Source organism: Streptomyces sp. NBC_00096, assembly GCF_045041305.1.
GTDB lineage: Bacteria > Actinomycetota > Actinomycetes > Streptomycetales > Streptomycetaceae > Streptomyces.
This window is the reverse complement of the sequence record NZ_CP108221.1, coordinates 3151125-3167934: the sequence shown is the minus strand read 5'-3', so window position 1 is coordinate 3167934 and position 16810 is coordinate 3151125. Positions and strand designations below refer to the sequence as shown.

Here is a 16810-nt window from a genome sequence, read left to right as displayed (position 1 = left end):
TGACTCATGCCCGGCGGTGTGCTTTCCGGAACCTCATGTGCAAGGTTGAGAGCTTGATATGAGCCGCACCTGTATGGGCAATGGTCGTTTCCACCTGGCGTACGCCGCCTTGTGGCCTCACTGCCCGGCGGCCTCCTGGATCCGCTGCCAGACGACGTCCCGCGTCACCGGCATCTCCGTGAAGCGGACGCCCGTCGCGTCCCGCAGCGCGTTCGCGAACGCCGGGCCCACCGGGTTGAAGGGGCTCTCGCTCATCGACTTGGCGCCGAGCGGGCCGATCGCGTCCGAGGTCTCCATGAAGTGGACCTCGGTGCGCGGGACATCGGCGTACTGCGGGAGCCGGTAGCGGCGGAAGGCCGCCGTGGTCACCTCCCCGCGCTCGTCCACCCGTACCGTCTCGAAGAGGGTGGCGCCCAGCGCCTGGGCGACCCCGCCCTCGACCTGGCCGCGGCACTGGAGCGGGTTCATGACCTTGCCCGCGTCCGCCGCGTGGACGCTGCGCAGGATCTTCATCTCCCCCGTGTCCGGGTCCACGGCGAGCCGGAACCACTGGGCGTTGAAGGCCACCGAGCGCGGGGAGCCGCCCCAGTGCCCGTCCGCCGCGATCTCCTCCAGCTTGCCCTTGTCGTACGCGGCCTCGTACAGCTCCTTCAGGGTTACGGTCCGGCCGGCGCAGTCGAAGGCCTCGGCCTGCAGCCTGCACAGGTGCCGGGCGACGCCCGTGTGCCGGGCCGCGAAGGTCAGGAGGCGTTCCGCGAGCGAATTGGCCGCCAGCATCACGGCCTTGCCGGCCACCACCGTGCCGGCCGAGCCGAAGGCGCCGGTGTCGTGGCGGACGACGTCCGTGTCCGACTGGCGGACCGCGATCCGGTCGACCGTGGTGTTCAGCGCGCCGGCGGTGATCTGCTTGTGGACGGTGGTGGTGCCGTTGCCGAACTCCGCCGTGCCCACCGCGATGTCGTACGTGCCGTCGCGCAGCAGGCTGACCCGTGCGTCGGCGAAGTGGCCGCCCGGGGGGCCGGTCGCGATCATCGCGACCGCCGAGCCGGTGCCGGTGAGCCAGCCCTCGGGCACGTCCTCGTGGCTGCGGTCCTCGGCGATGGCCCTGCGGACGACGTCCATGCACTGCTTCATCCCGTACGAGGCGATGAAGAGGTCCTCCTCGTGGCCGATCGGGGTCACCATGTGGTCGCCGGCGCCGATGACGTTCTTCTCGCGCAGGACGAGCGGGTCCATGCCGAGCTTGATGGCGAGCTCGTCCATCACCGATTCGAGGGCGAAGAGGACCTGGCCCAGGCCGTAGCCGCGGAAGGCGCCGGCCGGGACGCCGTTGGTATAGACGGAGTACGCCTCGACCTGCTTGTTCGGCGCCTTGTAGACGGCGAAGGACTCGCCGACGCTGTGGAACATGACGGCCGGGCCGTGGTTGCCGTAGGCCCCGGTGTTGGAGACCACGCGGATGCGCAGGGCGGTGAGGGTGCCGTCGGCCTTGGCGCCGATCTTGATGGTGATCTTGAAGGGGTGGCGGGTGGTGGCCCCGTAGAACTGCTCGGCCCGGGTGAATTCGAGTTTCACCGGGCGGCGCAGCTTCAGGGCGGCGAGGACCACGATGTCCTCGGTCAGCATTTCCTGCTTGCCACCGAACCCGCCGCCCACGCGGCCCGCGACGACTCGGACCTCGTCCTCGTTCAGGTCGTAGAGGGCGCACAGCGCCCGCCGGGTCAGGAAGGGGGCCTGGGTGGAGGAGCGGACGGTGATGCGCTCGCCGTCGCCCTCCTCCTTGGGCTCGAAGTACGCGACGCTGCCGTGGGTCTCCAGGCTGGCGTGCTGCACGCGCTGGGTCCGGAAGGTCTCCTCGTACACGACGTCCGCCTCCGCGTACCCCTTCTCCATGTCGCCGAGCGTGTTGTGGACCTCGCCGCACACGTTGTTCTCTGCGCGGAAGATCCCCGACTCGGGACCCTTGCGGTGGATGACGGGGGCGCCCGGGAGCATGGCCTCCTCCGGGTCGATCACGTACGGGAGCTCCTCGTACGTGACGACCACGCGGCGGCAGCCCTCCTCGGCGGCCTGCTCGGAGTCGGCGACCACGGCGGCCACGCGCTGGCCGACGAAGCGGACCACGTCGTCCAGGACGCGGGTGTCCATCGGGTCTTCCGTGGGGTGCTCGTGACGGGCGCTGGAGTAGAGGCGCTCGGGGGCGTCGTGGTGGGTGAGGACCGCGTGCACGCCCGGGACCTGGAGGGCGTCGGTGGTGTCGATGGAGACGATCCGGGCGTGCGGGTGCGGGGAGCGCAGCAGCTTCATGTGCAGCAGCCCGGGCACCTCGACGTCGAAGGTGTAGCGGGCGGTGCCGGTGACGACCTGGGGACCGGCGGGGGCTCCGAGGCTCTTGCCGACGGCCTGGCCCGCCTCGGGGGTTTCGGTGTGCTTCACTCCGCGTACGGCGTCCTCGATGGCGCGGTAGCCCGTGCAGCGGCAGATGTTGCCCTTGAAGGCGCGGGGCAGGTCCTCGAGCTTGCCGTCGTCGTGGGCGGTGCCCTGCTCTGCCTGGAGGGCGGTGGTGGTCATCAGGAACCCGGCGGTGCAGAAGCCGCACTGGAAGCCCTGGGCGTCGAGGAACTTCTGCTGGACGGGGTGCAGTTCGCCGCCGGGCGAGCACAGGCCCTCGACCGTGGTGACGGCGCGGCCCTCGGCGCGGACCGCCGGGTAGAGGCAGCTGTGGACCGGCTGCCCGTCCACGTGGACCGTGCAGGCTCCGCAGTCGCCCTGGTCACAGCCCTTCTTCACGCCGAACCAGCCGCGCTCGCGGAGGTAGGTGCGCAGGCACTGGCCGGCGCGGGGCTCCTCGGTGAAACGCTGCTTGTTGATGTCGATCTCGTAGGTCATCGGGATCCTTCCGAGTCCGGGTCCGGGTCCGGGTCCGAAGCGGAGTCCGAAGCCGAGTTCAGGTGGGCGTCCGGGTCCCCGTCCCGCGGGGCGAGCTCGCGGCGGACCTCCTCCGCCAGGCGCAGGCCCATGTGGCGCCGCCAGGCCGGCAGGCCGTGGATGTCGTCGTACCACTCCTCCGGGCGGACGGCGGAGTCGATCGCCGCCCGCAGTTCGGCCGCGCCGGGCGGCAGCGCGAACCAGAAGCGGAAGGGCCGGGTGGTGGCGGCCGAGACCGTGACGGCGAGCGAGCCGTCCTGGGGGTCGCTGGTCCCGATGACGAGGGCGCCGGAGCGGCCGAGCCCGTAGAGGGAGGCCTGGCGGAAGGCCGTACGGGAGTCCAGGGCGCGGGCGGGCAGGCGCACCGAGCGGAGCAGCTCGCCGTCGCGGAGGTCCTTGACCCCCGCTCCGAGGACGAACTCGCAGACGGGCAGCCGGCGGGTGGCGCCGTCCTGGCCCTGGAGGAGGACGGTGCCGTCCAGGGCGGCGGCCAGGGAGATCATCGGGCCGGCGGGGAGGCCGTTGCAGAGGTTGCCGCCGACGGTCGCCGTGTTCCAGATCTTGAAGCTGGCGAGGAAGGCCCGGCAGCACTGCTCGAAGAGCGGCGCGGCCGTGGTCGGCAGGGTCCGGGCGAAGCGGGACAGCTCGGTGATGGTGCAGGTGGCGGCGATGTCGAGGGAGCCGTCGGGCTGCCAGGACAGGGGCGGCCAGCCCATGCGGGAGAGGTCGACGAGCCGGCGGATGTGGGGCTGGGGCTCGGAGAAGAGGTAGGTGCCGCCGCCGAGCCAGGCGTCTCCGGGACGCCATGGTTCGCGGCGGCGGGCATCGCGCACGTCGAGCACCGTATTGAGGTCCATTTCCCGCCACCCTCTCCATCCTCGTGTCGTCCTCCCGTCAGTGAAACAACGGGGCGGGGGTGGGGACGACTGGTCCCGGGCACGGAAAAGCACGAGGGCCGCCGGGGTGGCACTGGTTGATCATCCAAAAGGCTGTTCGCAGGGTTGCCCTTGCATTTACCATGACAACCCTCATATTCGCCTCGCGATTGTGGGCTGCCACCCGCCGCAAGGAGTCCCCGTCATGCACGTCCTCGACCTGCTCCAGTCCGACAGCCTCGGCCTCACCCTCCTGTGGGGCGAGGAGTCCCTTCTCGGCCAGGAGGTCAGCGGGGTGACCGCCACCGACCTGGAGGACCCGGGCCGCTTCCTGGGACCGGGGGAGCTGGTGCTCAGCGGCCTCGTGTGGTGGAGCCCGGGGGCCGCTGCCGCCGCCAAGACCGACCGCTTCGTCGCCGCCCTCGCGGACGCCGGGGCGCGGGCGCTGCTGGCCGGCGAGGAGACCCACGGAGGAGTGCCCGAGGAGCTCGTCGCCGCCTGCCGGGCCCACCGGATGCCCCTGGTGGCCGTGCCCGCGCAGACCAGCTTCCGGGCCGTGACCGAGGCGGTGTACCTGCGCCAGTGGGGCGATCTCAGCCGCCGCCCGACCCGGCACTTCGCGCTCCCCGAGAACGTGCGCAGCGAGCTCAGCCGGCTCCTGGAGGGCGGGGCCGGGCCGGCGGAGCTGCTGGACCGGGCCTGCGCGCACCTGGGCCGGGTGCCCTGCTACCTGCTGACCGCGAGCGGCCGCACGGTGGCCCGTACGCCGTCCGCGCCCGAGCTCCCGGCGCAGCGCGTGGGCGCCGCCGGGAAGGGCGGGGTCAGCCTGGGCGTCGAGGCCGAGAGCTCCCCGTACGACGCCTGGCGGCTGTACGTCCCGGACCCGGACGCGGCGCCGCCGAGGGTGCTCCACGAGATCGCCGAGATCTTCGCCCAGTACCGCGACGGGGAGGCCCGCCGGGGAGCCGCGCGACGGGCGGCCGGGCGGGAACTGCTCGCGCTGGTCGCCGCGGACGCCGAGGCGGAGCTCCTCGGCGCCGCCCTGCAGGCGGCCGGACTGCCCGCGCGGGGTCCGTACCGGGTGGTGACGGCGACCGACGGGGACGCGCTGGTGGAGGCGCTGGGGCACCTGGAGGGGGTGCGCTGGGCGGCGGGGCCGACGGGGGCCGTCCTGTACGAGGGTCCGGGCTCCGAAACGGCGCACGGCGCCTGCGCGGACGTCGCCGACCGGCTGCGCGCCGTGTGGCCGCTGCTCCAGGCCTGCGGCGCCCCGGAGGCGGCCCTGCGGCTCGGGGTGGGCGCGCGGGCGGCTTCGGCGGAGGGGCTACGCGCGTCACTCTGTCAGGCGGACTTCGCGCTGACGGCGGCGGACGCAGAGGTTCCGGTACGCGGGGTCGAGCAGCTGGAGACCCTGACCGAACTGCTGGCGGGGGTCCCGCCGGAGGTGCGCGGGGTGTTCGGGACGCGGACGCTGGGGGCCCTCGGGGACGGGATGCTGCGCGAGACGCTGGAGGTGTTCCTCGCGAACAACTGCTCGTGGACGCGGACGGCGGAGGCGTTGCACCTGCACGTGAACACGGTGCACTACCGGATCGAGCGGGTGGAGGCGCTGACCGGCCGCGACCTGTCGCGCCTCGACCACAAGCTGGACCTGTACGCGGCACTGCGCTGCTGACGGCCGGTCCCCTGGAGGGCGAGGCCGGTGCGCAGGTCTGGAAGCGGGACCGGTGCGCACGTCTGGAAGGCGGGGCCGGTGCGCACGTCTGGAGGGCGGGGCCGGTGCGCACGTCTAGAAGGCGAGGTCGATGTGCACGTCCGTGGACTTCACCCGGGCCGTCACGGTGACGCCCACGGCGATGCCGAGCTCCTCGACGGACTCCCGGGTCACCACGGAGACCAGGCGGTGCGGACCCGACTGGATCTCGACCTGGGCCGCCACGTCGTCGAGCCGGACGGCGGTGACGATCCCCGCGAAGGAGTTGCGCACGGAGGTGACCGTGGCCGTCCGGGGCACCGGATGCAGCCCGGTGGCCCGCTCCTTGGCGAAGGCGGCGAGGACCGCCCCGTCGACGGTCCGCACCCCGTCGGGGGAGCGGTGCGCGGGCAGCCGCCCGCCGTCGGTCCAGCGGCGGACGGTCTCGGGGCTCACGCACAGCAGGCCGGCGGCCTGCCCGATGGAGTACGACGGCACGCCCGCAGCCTAGGCGACCCGGGGGCGGCGGCGCAGGGCCCGGACCGGCCCGCCGGGGCCCGCTCCCCCGGGAGACGGCGAAGGGCCCACGCAAAGCCGATCAATACGACAAAAGGGGCAGTTGGCGTAGCGTCGTAGGAGCGACCAGGAATTGGCCGCGGCATGTGGAAGAAGGGTGCCGCCGATGTCCGTCCCGCCTGCTGAACCCCTCCAGCCCTCCGGGCCCTCGGGGCCCTCCGCCCCCTCCCGGCCGGCCCTCCCCTTCCTCGTCGGGTTCGACGGGTCCGCCCACAGCCTCGCCGCCACCCGCTGGGCGGCCCGTGAGGCCTCGGCGGCGGGCGCCCCGCTCCGGCTGCTCCACATCGGCCACGCCTGGCCGGTCATCCAGCCGATCTCCCCCGAGTTCCAGCCCGTGCTCGGCGAGAGCGAGCTCGCGGCCGCGACCGCGCTGTCGGCGGTCGCCGGGGAGCTCCGCGCCGCGCACGAGGGGCTGACCGTCGAGACGGCCACCGCCGAGGGCGGAGCGGGCAACGAGATCCCGCGCGCGGCCCTCCGCGCCGGCGCCGGGCTGATCGTCCTCGGCGCGAGCGGCCACCACCACGTGGTCCCGCTGCTCGGCTCCACCGCGCTGCACGTGGCGGGGCGCGCCGAAGTACCCGTCGTCCTGGTCCGGGAGCCGACCGGTCAGGCGCCGGGCGGGCGCGGGGTCGTCGTCGGCGTGGACCCGGCGGGCGACTACGGCGACGTCCTCGACTTCGGCTACTCCTGGGCGGCGGCGCACGGACTGCCGCTGCGCGCGGTGCACGCGGGACCGCCCGGGCAGGCGGCGCTCGAAGCCGCGGTGGCCGGGGCCGCCGCGCGCCATCCGGAGGTGGCGACCGAGTGCGTCAGCCGCCCGGGCGACGCCGCGCACGTCCTGGTCGACGAGTCCGCCACGGCCGACCTCCTGGTCGTCGGCCGCCGCCACCACCGCCCCCTCCACGGCCTGGGCCCCACGGACCACGCGGTGGCCCACTACGCCCGCGGCCCGGTGGCCCTGGTCCCGCACGGATAGCGGAGGGCGCACAGCGGAGGGCGGACAGCGGCCCCTACCTCCGCAGGAGGACGATCACCGAGCCCCACATCGTCAGCAGGACGTTCCCCAGGGCGTACGGGACCGTCGTGCCCAGGGCCGGGATCTGGCTGCGGGCACGTTCCGTCAGGGCGCCGAGCGCGGCCGTCGTGGTCTGGGCGCCGGCCAGGGCGCCGAGGAGGATCGGGAGGGGGAGGCGCTGCACGAAGTGCCCGTAGGCGAATCCGGCCAGCAGCGGCACGCTCGTCACGGCCGCGCCCCAGAGCAGCAGCGGCCAGCCGGCCTCGCGCAGGCCGGGGACGAAGCTCGGCCCGGCGTTCAGGCCGACGACGGTGACGAACACGCACAGCCCGAGCGTGCCCATCAGCCACTGCGCCGCCGACGGCAGGTTCCCGTACGTGGGGTACTTGCTCCGGATCCACCCGAAGACCAGCCCCATCAGCAGCGCCCCGGTGGAGGTGGACAGCGACAGCGGCGCGCCGGCCGCGTGCAGGGCCGGGATGCCGAGGCACCCGCCGAGGAAGAGCCCGAGCGCGATCCACACCATGTCCGTCGCGAAGCTGGTCGGCACCGGCTTGCCCAGCTCCGCCGCGGCCCGCTCCACGCGACGGCGCGGCCCGGTGATGACCAGGGTGTCGCCGCGCTCCACGGAGTTGTCGAGCCGGACCCGCAGGTCGGCCCCGGCCCGCCAGTGCTCTTCCACGAAGACTCCGGGCATGAATTCCTCGTGGCGCAGGGTGCGGACGGTACGGCCGCTGAGGTTCCGGTCGGTGATGACCACGTGCAGGGTTTCCGTGCGGTAGGCGAGGAGTTCGAAGTCGTCCGTCTCCATCCCGATGTGCGTGCGCGCGTCGTACGCGACGAGGTCGCCGCGGACCGCGCTGACGGCCAGGACGTCGCCGAGCTCGATCCGGGTGCCGGAGCTGTGCTCCAGGATCTCCCCGGCCCGCCGCAGCCGGGTGATGTAGAGGCGCCGTCCGGCGGCCTTCTGCTCCGCTTCGAAGTCCCCGATCGTGCGCCCGGCGAAGGCCGCCACGTCGACGGCGTACGCGCGCAGCACGTGCTTGTAGTAGCCCTCCCCGGCATCGGGGTCGTCCTCGGCGGCCTCCAGGTCGGCGGCCAGTACGGCGCTCTCGGCCGCCAGGTCCCGGCGCAGCAGGCGGGGCAGGATCCCGGCGAGGAGCAGGGCGGGGAGGACCGTGCCCAGGGGGTACGTGACCGCGTAGGCGACGGCGATCAGGTGGGACTGGTCGCGCGCCTCGGCCGCGCTGACGCCGGGCAGGTGGGAGATGGCGTCGGAGCCGACGCCGATGACGGCGGACTGGGTGAGGCCGCCGCCGAGCAGTCCGGCGGAGAGCCCGGGGCCGTAACCGGCGAGGGAGGCGAAGGCCCAGGCGGCGGCCAGCCCGGTGACGCAGACGATGAGGGCGAGGAGGACCTGGGGGAGGCCGTCCTTGCGCAGGGCGCGGAAGAACTGCGGGCCGACGTCGTAGCCGAGGGCGAAGAGGAACATCAGGAAGAAGACGGACTTGATCGGCCCGTCGATCTCGACCTTGGCCTGGGAGCCGATGACCAGACCGGCGACGAGGCATCCGGTGACGGCGCCGAGGGCGAGGGACTTGTACCGGACGCGGCCGAGGAGGAAGCCGACGGCGATGGTCAGGAAGATCAGCAGTTCGGGATAGGGCCGGAAGATCTCCGTCCTGAGCCAGTCCGTCAACGAGCCCACCGCCACTCACCCGCTTCCCGCCCGCGCGGCCGCCCCGGCTGGGCCCGACCACCTCAGGAAACGTTATGTGCGGGTATGCCCGCCCGCATGTGCAGCGCCCCACGGGGCAACGCGGGGCAACGCGGGGCAACGCAAAGAGCCCCACCGCAAGCGGTGGGGCTCTTCAACGTATTGCCCGGTGAGAGCAATGGCGGAGGATACGAGATTCGAACTCGTGAGGGGTTGCCCCCAACACGCTTTCCAAATGTTCGTATGCCTGTCCGGATGGGGTCGTACCCGTCCTGGCCTGGGGTGGAAGCTAACCCAGAGGGTTCGCCGGATGGCCCTGGACGAGTACGAATGAGACCGGAACTGAGACCGGTCTCCGGTCCCTGAGCGCGTTCGGCCTACTGGGGCATGACGCTGTGGATGCGGGAGAGCGTGAAGACGCGTTCGGCTTCGCGCAGGTGGCACCAGGCTTCCAGGTAGGGCGGGTCGAGTTCCAGGCTGCTCAGGGTGCGTACGGTGCGACTGCCCGAGGTCGCGACGTACTCGACGGTGATGGCGGTGCCGGTGTCGATGGCTTGGGCGAGCTGGCGGACATCGCTGTACGACAGGTGCTTCGTGTATCCGGCGACGATCTCCTCGGTGTCCGTTCCGAAGGGGACTCCGCTGCCGAAGGGGTCGGGTTCCGGCGCGGTCGGTGGTGCGGCCAGCAGTCGGACAGCCAGATCATCAATGTTGGCGCCGCCCGGGACCTTCGACGTGCGGATGGACGTGTTTCGGGTGCCGTGCTTGTCGCCGGTCTGCCGAGGGGCCGGAACAGGAGCGGCCGCCCGCTGGGGCCGGACCTTCTCGACGCGTACGGTTCCCCCGGCCGTTTCGGCGACGGGGGCGTAGCCCTCGGCGCGGAGCGCTGCGAGGGTTGTGTCGAGCGAGCTACGACTGACCAGAACAGTCGGCGCGAGCCGGCGCAAGCCGAGCTTGGAGAGCCCCCGGTGGGCGGCGAGTTCGGCCAGGAGCGCCGGCTCCTCGCCGTGGAGGACGCAGGCGGCCGGGGCGATGCGCACGCGTCCGTGGCCCCGCGCGGTGTCGGCGATGAGATAGGACAGCGGCTGGGGCAGGGGCCCGGCTGCGATGGCGGCCAGATCGGCTGCGATGTCCCCCGGGGCGCGGCCGGCGTCCAGGGCCCGTCGGATGCTCGCGGAGCTGAACCGCCACACCGAGGCCGTGCCACTGGTTTCCCTGTCCGCGGTGGCATCGAGGACCATGGCGACCCGCGCGGCCGGTGTGCCGGCGACGACGGCGGTGAGGTCGCCGCCGATCCGGGCGGTTTCGGCGGCCGGGGGCAGCAGTCGGCGGCAGGTGGCGGTCAGTCCTTCCGCGTCGTAGGAGAGCAGATGGACGCCCAGAGCCGACAGAGCGCCTCGGGCGATCACTCCGAACATTTCGGCCTCGCGGATCACCGTGGCGAACGGGGTGATGTCCGTAGGCGAGGCGTCGGCGAGCGGGCGATGCCAGGCCACCATCGGTCCGAGATCGGAAGCGTTCTTCACCCCCTGACCGGCTGGGAGCTGTGCCGCCGCGGCAAACAGCCCGTGGCGGGCCTGGCGGCAGCCGTTACAGGGCGGTGCTCCCGCGAGGGCAGGTAGCGCCTTGTTGTCCTCGTCGCGCGCCCGGGTAGAGGTGAGTGGCAGTTCGCGCCATGCCTGGAGCAGCGTGGACAGCCGCTCTGCGGGCTCCTGCTCCGCCCAGACGTCATAGGCCTCGGTCGGCGCCACGCGGTCGCCGTCCCGGGCCAGCAGCCCGGCCGTGTACGCGGTCTCCAAGGTGATGCGGACCACGGCATCGTCGGCTTGGGCGGCTTTGCCGATCCGGGCCAGCTCACGTGCACCGATCCCACCGGACTTGAGCCTGGCCGGCGGAGCCGAGGAACATGCCGAGAGAACCGAGGCGGCGTGGGCCGCGAACGCCGTGGCCGCGGCTGCAGCCTCCCGCTCCACGTCGGCGGGGGTGATGGACACCAGCTGAGGAGACGGTGCGAGCGGGTCGAAGGGGGCGTGCCAGGTGGGCCCGCGCAACGCCAGCGCGACTTCGACGGGCATGCGCGCGGGACCGTATCGGCGGCGGTCCTGGATCAGGAGGCCCCGGTCGAGTGCCCATCGCGCCCCCGGTGCGAGGACCGGGCCAGGGGTCCCGAACACGAGGGCCTGCGGCGGCCTCGGCGCAGACCCTGCCCGGTGGGTCAGCAGCTTCTGTGTGACCGCGGGCGCTCGTGCCACCACTTCGGCAACGACTTTGGGGTCGCTGAGGTGAGCGACGAGCGCCGTCATACGCTGCTGCTTGGTGCCGGGAGGCTTGATGCCCAGCGCCGCCAACATGCCGCGCAGCTCGTCGGAGGTCATGTCCGCCAGCAGCTCGGCAAGTGGTGCGTCCAGCCCGAGCGGCGCGTCCCACGCTCGCCGCAACGGTGCCGCCGTGTGGAGCCTTCCGCTGTGGTCCGACCAGACCAGCGCGTGCCCGGCGAGAGTCTCCAGGACCGCTTCCAGCGCGAGGCCGGCCTGGCCTGCCGTCGCCCCCAGCAGTTTTGCCAGGGCCTCGCGCGACGCGTTCGTACCGAGCGCCGCCACGGCTTCGGCCACCTGCAAGTCGGGCAGGGTGAGCAGGGGCAGCGCGAGTGCCACCGACCCCGGCCGCTGAAGGCGGTCCGCCAGCTCCCCCACCGAGCGGGGCTCGGGAGGGGACGCGGTGTCGGTCCGTGTCGCGAGCACGCGTGCCAGGCGCGGGCCGTCGAGACCGCTCAGCCAGGCTGTCAGCGTTGATCCGGACGCCATGGAAACCCCTCCTCCGGCCAGGAAACGGGCCGTGGCCGGACCTCGGCCAGTCCGGCACCGGGCTCAAGGATGGCCCATCCGGTGGGTGTGGATGTCTCGCACGGCGAAAGATCCCCGCCCACGGGTCGGAGTCGGGTCGTTCTCGGCCCTCTCCGGGGTTGTCCGGCCTAGGGTGGTCTTCAGGCATGGGCCCGTGGACCACAGCGTGGAGGAGCCGATCATGAGCACTGCCCCGAATCTGCCGCTCCCGCCGCGCAGACCTGAGGAGCCTCATCCGCTCCGGACGATCCGGGAGATCCGGGAGTCTCTGCCCGAGCAGCAGCTCGGGCACTTCGATGCCGAGCTCGCCGACACCGACATCGATGCCCTGCCCGACATGCTTCACCGCTGGGCGACCCTGGGCAGCGACGGGTTTCTCGAACGGCTCACGGCGGCCCCGTTCGAGGGGCTGGAGTTCGGGCAGCGGTCCTACGACGACGAGGCGGATGGCGAGTGATCTATCTGCTCGACACCAATGTGGTCGCCGAGATCACCACCCGGCCGAAGCCTGCCCCGGCCGTCTTGGCATGGGCTCGGTCTGTTCCAGCTCCTGCCCTCTATCTGAGCGTCCTCACGATCGCGGAGATCGAGGCAGGCATCCAGGGGGCGCCTGATCTGGTCCGGCGTACCGCTTTCGAGCAGGCGCTCACGGACATCCGTGATCAGTACCGCGACCGGATCGCCGCAGTCGGCGAGCGGGAGGCACTCGCCTACCTCGCTCTTCACCGGAGGCTCAAGAGTGCCGGAACCAGCATCGATCCACCCGATGCGCTGATCGCCGCCACCGCCCTGGCGAACGGCTGGACGCTGGTGAGCCGCAACATCAAGCATCTGGCGCGATCGGGCGCACTCCTGCTGAACCCTTGGGAGCACGAGGGATAGACCATCGAAGTCGAAATATGGCGGATCATCCGGTTGTGCGGCAAATAACTGAGACTGCAACTGAGACCACGGAACGAAGAAGAGCCCCACCGCAAGCGGTGGGGCTCTTCAACGTATTGCCCGGTGAGAGCAATGGCGGAGGATACGAGATTCGAACTCGTGAGGGGTTGCCCCCAACACGCTTTCCAAGCGTGCGCCCTAGGCCACTAGGCGAATCCTCCGCGGCAAACAATACAAGACGTTGAGGGGTGCTCGCGAACGTGATCGTCGGCCGCCGTCCTGGTCGGGGTCCGGGCGAGGTCCGGTCGGGGGTCGGTCGGGGTCGGGTCGGGGTCCGGCTCGATTCCGGGGCCCTCCATCCGCTAGGGTGGGGCCAGCCCCTCACGTGGCGCTATCTCACCCAACTCCCCCAGGGCCGGAAGGCAGCAAGGGTAAGTGGGCTCTGGTGGGTGCGTGGGGGGCGCTTTGCGTTCCGGGACGGGTCGCGGGCCGGACCGGGCCGCCGTTGTCGGTGGGCCCGGATAACCTCGTAGACGTGTCGTCCCTTGCGCTGTACCGCCGCTACCGCCCCGAGTCGTTCGCCGAGGTCATCGGGCAGGAGCATGTCACTGCCCCGCTGATGCAGGCCCTGCGCAACAACCGGGTCAATCACGCGTACCTGTTCAGTGGTCCGCGAGGCTGCGGCAAGACCACCAGCGCGCGCATCCTCGCCCGGTGCCTCAACTGCGAGCAGGGCCCCACGCCCACGCCCTGCGGGGAGTGCCAGTCCTGCAAGGACCTCGCGCGCAACGGGCCGGGTTCGATCGACGTCATCGAGATCGACGCCGCCTCGCACGGTGGTGTGGACGATGCCCGTGACCTGCGCGAGAAGGCCTTCTTCGGGCCCGCCTCCAGCCGGTACAAGATCTACATCATCGACGAGGCGCACATGGTCACCCCGGCGGGCTTCAACGCCCTGCTGAAGGTGGTCGAGGAGCCCCCGGAGCACCTCAAGTTCATCTTCGCCACGACCGAGCCCGAGAAGGTCATCGGGACCATCCGGTCCCGGACGCACCACTACCCCTTCCGGCTCGTGCCCCCCGGCACCCTGCGCGACTACCTCGGCGAGGTCTGCGGCCGCGAGGGCGCCCACGTGGAGGACGGGGTGCTGCCGCTGGTCGTGCGGGCCGGAGCCGGGTCCGTCCGTGACTCCATGTCCGTCATGGACCAGCTGCTGGCCGGCGCCGCCGAGCAGGGTGTGACGTACGCCATGGCCACCTCGCTCCTCGGGTACACCGACGGGACCCTGCTGGACGCCGTCGTGGACGCCTTCGCCGCCGGTGACGGAGCCGCCGCCTTCGAGATCGTCGACCGGGTGGTCGAGGGCGGCAACGACCCGCGCCGCTTCGTCGCCGACCTGCTGGAGCGGCTGCGCGACCTGGTGATCCTGGCCGCCGTGCCCGACGCCCGGGAGAAGGGGCTCATCGACGCCCCGGCCGACGTCGTCGAGCGGATGCAGGCCCAGGCCTCCGTCTTCGGCGCCGCCGAGCTGTCCCGGGCCGCCGACCTCGTCAACACGGGGCTCACGGAGATGCGCGGAGCGACCTCGCCCCGGCTGCAGCTGGAGCTGATCTGCGCCCGCGTGCTGCTGCCCGCCGCCTTCGACGACGAGCGGTCCGTGCAGGCGCGGCTCGACCGCCTGGAGCGCAGCGGAGTCGCCCAGGCCGCCGCCTTCGCCCCCGCCCCGGCCATGGGCTACGTACCCGGGCCGGAGGCCCACGCCGTGGCCCCCGCGGTCGTACGGCCCCCCGCGCAGCAGGCCCCCGCCCCGGCTCCGGTGGCGCCGCCCGAGCCGGTGCCCGCCGCGGCCGCGGCTCCCGCGGCCCAGCCGGCGCCCCCGGCCGCGGCCCCCGCCGCCGCGCCCGGTGCGTGGCCCGGCGCCGCGCAGCCCGGCGGCGGCACCCCCGGCGCCTGGCCGGGAGCCGCCGTACCCGGAGCTCCCGCGACCCCGGCACCCGCCCCGACCCCGGCTCCGACCCCGGCTCAGCCCCCGGCCGCTCCCGCCGCCGGTGCCTGGCCCAGCGCCACCGCTCCGGGCTCCGCCCCGGCCTCCCAGGCGGCCCCCGCCGCGGCCCCCGCACAGGCCCCGGCCCCGGCGGCGCCCGCCGCTCCGTCTCCCGGCATGGCCGCCGGCGCCGGGCAGGTCCAGGCGATGTGGCCGGCCGTCCTGGAGGCCGTCAAGAACCGCCGGCGCTTCACCTGGATCCTGCTCAGCCAGAACGCCCAGGTCGCCGGCTTCGACGGCACCACCCTCCAGCTCGGCTTCCCGAACGCCGGCGCCCGCGACAACTTCGCGAGCAGCGGCAGCGAGGACGTCCTCAAGGCGGTCCTCGCCGAGCAGTTCCAGGTCAACTGGAAGATCGAGGCCGTGCTCGGCGGCGGCGCCCAGCCGCTGTCCCCCGTCTCCGCGTCCTCCTACGGAGCTCCGCCCGCGCCCGCCTACAACCCGCCGCCCCAGCAGGCCCCGGCCCCGCAGCAGCAGGCGCAGCAGCCGTACCAGCAGCAGCCCCAACAGCCCCAGCAAGCGCAGCAGTCGTATCAGCAGCAGCCCCCGCCGCCCGTCCACCAGGCGCCCCCGCCGGTCGCCCCCGAGGACGACGTGCCGGAGGACGACGACCCCGACCTCGTCGACACCGCGCTGAGCGGACACGACCTGATCGTGCGCGAGCTCGGAGCCACCGTTGTGGAGGAATACACGAACGACTAGGGCCCCCGACTTGGGTGCCCGCACGAAGGGCACCGGGGAACCCGGGCTAGTCTTCATGGCGTGAAGGTCCTCGTCATCGGCGGCGGCGCCCGCGAACATGCCCTGTGCCGCTCTCTGTCCCTCGATCCCGACGTCAACGCGCTGTACTGCGCTCCAGGCAACGCCGGCATCGCCGAGGTGGCCGAGCTCCGCCCCGTCGACGCCCTCGACGGCGAAGCCGTCGCCCGCCTGGCCACCGAGCTCCGCGCCGACCTGGTCGTCGTCGGCCCGGAGGCCCCGCTCGTCGCGGGCGTCGCCGACGCCGTGCGCGCGGCCGGCATCCCCGTCTTCGGCCCGTCCGGCGAGGCGGCCCAGCTGGAGGGCTCCAAGGCCTTCGCCAAGGACGTGATGGCCGCGGCCGGCGTTCCGACGGCCCGCAGCTACGTGTGCACCACCCCGGAAGAGGTGGACGAGGCCCTCGACGCCTTCGGCGCCCCCTACGTGGTCAAGGACGACGGCCTCGCCGCCGGCAAGGGCGTCGTGGTCACCGAAGACCGTGCCGCCGCCCGCGCCCACGCGCTCGGCTGCGACCGCGTCGTCATCGAGGAGTTCCTCGACGGCCCCGAGGTCTCCCTCTTCGCCATCACCGACGGCGTGACCGTGCTGCCGCTCCAGCCCGCGCAGGACTTCAAGCGCGCGCTCGACGGCGACGAGGGCCCCAACACCGGCGGCATGGGCGCGTACTCGCCCCTCCCCTGGGCCGACCCGAAGCTCGTCGACGAGGTCATGGCGAGCGTCCTGCAGCCGACCGTGGACGAGCTGCGCCACCGCGGCACCCCCTTCTCCGGGCTGCTCTACGCGGGCCTCGCGATCACCTCGCGCGGGGTGCGGGTCATCGAGTTCAACGCCCGTTTCGGCGACCCCGAGACCCAGGTGGTCCTGGCGCGGCTGCGCACCCCGCTCGCGGGCGTGCTGCTGAGCTCCGCCAACGGCACCCTGGATGCCGAGCCCCCGCTCAGCTGGCGCGAGGACGCGGCCGTCACCGTGGTCATCGCCTCCCACAACTACCCGGAGACCCCGCGCACCGGGGACCCGATCACGGGCCTGGCCGAGGTGGCCGAGCAGGACGCCCCGGAGGCGTACGTGCTGCACGCCGGGACCCGGCGCGAGGGCGACGCGGTGGTCAGCGCGGGCGGTCGCGTGCTGTCGGTGACGGCGACCGGTTCCGATCTGGCGGAGGCCCGGACAAGGGCGTATAAGGCCGTCGCCCGGATCGGGCTCGACGGCTCGCAGTACCGCACGGACATCGCGGCGAAGGCCGCGGAACGCGGCTGACCAGCGGGATTTCACGGACGCGGGCCCGGTGCGCACTCGGTGCGGCCGGGCCCGCGCGCATGCTCGCGTGCGAGTGCATCCAGCCGCGTTCGAACGCACCCAGCTTTACCCAAAGCCATTCCATCGGGTGATCGTCACCCGGTCTGCCTGACGACCGCCCGCGCCCCAACTATGGTGCGGCGCAAGCATTCCGGCGCTCGTTCCGGCACATGGCCCACCGG

Annotated in this window: 11 protein-coding genes, 1 tRNA gene and 1 other RNA gene; 7 read left to right on the top strand and 6 right to left on the bottom strand. The window is 72.9% G+C overall.

The annotated features are described in order from the left end of the window. Positions 1–117: 117 nt before the first annotated feature. Entirely contained in the window at positions 118–2889 is a 2772-nt protein-coding gene (locus OG904_RS13750) for a molybdopterin-dependent oxidoreductase (protein WP_405490705.1), read from the bottom strand. Then, positions 2886–3785: an FAD binding domain-containing protein gene (locus OG904_RS13745; protein ID WP_405490703.1), complete on the bottom strand. Its 900-nt coding sequence runs from the start codon at positions 3783–3785 to the stop codon at positions 2886–2888. Before OG904_RS13745 ends, OG904_RS13750 begins: the two co-directional genes overlap by 4 nt. A 223-nt stretch (positions 3786–4008) precedes the next feature. On the opposite strand from OG904_RS13745, the gene OG904_RS13740 reads away from it, so the two are divergent. Continuing rightward, positions 4009–5478: a helix-turn-helix domain-containing protein gene (locus OG904_RS13740; protein ID WP_405490701.1), complete on the top strand. Its 1470-nt coding sequence runs from the start codon at positions 4009–4011 to the stop codon at positions 5476–5478. Positions 5479–5592: 114 nt separating this feature from the next. Here OG904_RS13740 and OG904_RS13735 read toward each other — a convergent pair whose 3' ends face one another. Next, positions 5593–5994 carry a molybdopterin-binding protein gene (locus OG904_RS13735; RefSeq protein WP_405490699.1) on the bottom strand — a complete coding sequence of 134 codons (402 nt, stop codon included), beginning with the start codon at positions 5992–5994 and terminating at the stop codon, positions 5593–5595. 184 nt (positions 5995–6178) lie between these two features. Here OG904_RS13735 and OG904_RS13730 point away from each other — a divergent pair, with 184 nt between their 5' ends. Then, a complete protein-coding gene (locus OG904_RS13730) occupies positions 6179–7048 on the top strand; it encodes a universal stress protein (RefSeq protein WP_405490697.1) in 870 nt (289 codons plus the stop codon). A 34-nt stretch (positions 7049–7082) separates the two neighbouring features. On the opposite strand, the gene aspT is transcribed toward OG904_RS13730, so the two are convergent. Both aspT and OG904_RS13720 read right to left on the bottom strand, forming a co-directional pair. Beyond that, the gene (gene aspT, locus OG904_RS13725; RefSeq protein WP_405497993.1) at positions 7083–8786 is read right to left on the bottom strand and encodes an aspartate-alanine antiporter; all 1704 of its coding nucleotides are present in this window, start codon (positions 8784–8786) and stop codon (positions 7083–7085) included. A 395-nt stretch (positions 8787–9181) separates the two neighbouring features. Further along, positions 9182–11608, bottom strand: a complete 2427-nt coding sequence (locus OG904_RS13720; RefSeq protein ID WP_405490695.1) for a helicase-associated domain-containing protein — start codon at positions 11606–11608, stop codon at positions 9182–9184. Positions 11609–11828: 220 nt separating this feature from the next. On the opposite strand from OG904_RS13720, the gene OG904_RS13715 reads away from it, so the two are divergent. Together OG904_RS13715 and OG904_RS13710 are read left to right on the top strand one after the other, a co-directional pair. Further along, positions 11829–12104, top strand: a complete 276-nt coding sequence (locus OG904_RS13715) for a hypothetical protein (RefSeq protein WP_405490693.1) — start codon at positions 11829–11831, stop codon at positions 12102–12104. Continuing rightward, positions 12101–12529 (top strand): type II toxin-antitoxin system VapC family toxin, encoded by a 429-nt coding sequence (locus OG904_RS13710; RefSeq protein WP_405490691.1) that lies wholly within the window; start codon positions 12101–12103, stop codon positions 12527–12529. The genes OG904_RS13715 and OG904_RS13710 overlap by 4 nt, the downstream gene beginning before the upstream one ends. 133 nt (positions 12530–12662) lie before the next feature. On the opposite strand, the gene OG904_RS13705 is transcribed toward OG904_RS13710, so the two are convergent. Continuing rightward, positions 12663–12750: transfer RNA gene (locus OG904_RS13705), tRNA-Ser, on the bottom strand. A 151-nt stretch (positions 12751–12901) separates the two neighbouring features. Here OG904_RS13705 and ffs point away from each other — a divergent pair. The 3 genes from ffs to purD all read left to right on the top strand — a co-directional run bounded on the left by ffs (position 12902) and on the right by purD (position 16589). Continuing rightward, positions 12902–13000: signal recognition particle sRNA small type (ffs, locus tag OG904_RS13700), an RNA gene on the top strand. Positions 13001–13064: 64 nt separating this feature from the next. Beyond that, positions 13065–15275: a DNA polymerase III subunit gamma and tau gene (locus OG904_RS13695; protein ID WP_405490689.1), complete on the top strand. Its 2211-nt coding sequence runs from the start codon at positions 13065–13067 to the stop codon at positions 15273–15275. Positions 15276–15335: 60 nt separating this feature from the next. Then, positions 15336–16589, top strand: a complete 1254-nt coding sequence (gene purD / locus OG904_RS13690) for a phosphoribosylamine--glycine ligase (protein ID WP_405490687.1) — start codon at positions 15336–15338, stop codon at positions 16587–16589. Positions 16590–16810: the final 221 nt, after the last annotated feature.

Excerpts from the sequence above, each read along its gene's own strand:
- OG904_RS13750 (WP_405490705.1), bottom strand. The coding sequence starts at position 2,889 with ATGACCTACGAGATCGACATCAACAAGCAGCGTTTCACCGAGGAGCCC.
- OG904_RS13745 (WP_405490703.1), bottom strand. The coding sequence starts at position 3,785 with ATGGACCTCAATACGGTGCTCGACGTGCGCGATGCCCGCCGCCGCGAA.
- OG904_RS13740 (WP_405490701.1), top strand. The coding sequence starts at position 4,009 with ATGCACGTCCTCGACCTGCTCCAGTCCGACAGCCTCGGCCTCACCCTC.
- OG904_RS13730 (WP_405490697.1), top strand. The coding sequence starts at position 6,179 with ATGTCCGTCCCGCCTGCTGAACCCCTCCAGCCCTCCGGGCCCTCGGGG.
- OG904_RS13720 (WP_405490695.1), bottom strand. The coding sequence starts at position 11,608 with ATGGCGTCCGGATCAACGCTGACAGCCTGGCTGAGCGGTCTCGACGGC.
- OG904_RS13715 (WP_405490693.1), top strand. The coding sequence starts at position 11,829 with ATGAGCACTGCCCCGAATCTGCCGCTCCCGCCGCGCAGACCTGAGGAG.